Below are 204 nucleotides of genomic sequence, written 5' to 3' on the forward strand. Positions count from 1 at the left end.
TAACAAGGCTTGTGATTTAAATCGCCCTTCCCAAAAACGGCCTGTGCACCCATCTTCTTTATTGGCTTTACGTGCTATATCTTCGTTGAGCGTTCGCATAAACCAGCTAATATCCGCTAGACGCTTTCTATATTCGTCTATCAACTCTGACAGTAAACAACGCTCTGAAGTGTTTAGCGACTCTCCGCTAACAAACTTATGAGT

Annotated in this window: 1 pseudogene; it reads right to left on the reverse strand. The window is 42.6% G+C overall.

The annotated features are described in order from the left end of the window. A pseudogene (locus N473_RS26645) lies at nucleotides 1–204 on the reverse strand (transposase); the annotation flags it as partial.

Source organism: Pseudoalteromonas luteoviolacea CPMOR-1, from assembly GCF_001625685.1.
Taxonomy (GTDB): domain Bacteria; phylum Pseudomonadota; class Gammaproteobacteria; order Enterobacterales; family Alteromonadaceae; genus Pseudoalteromonas; species Pseudoalteromonas luteoviolacea_K.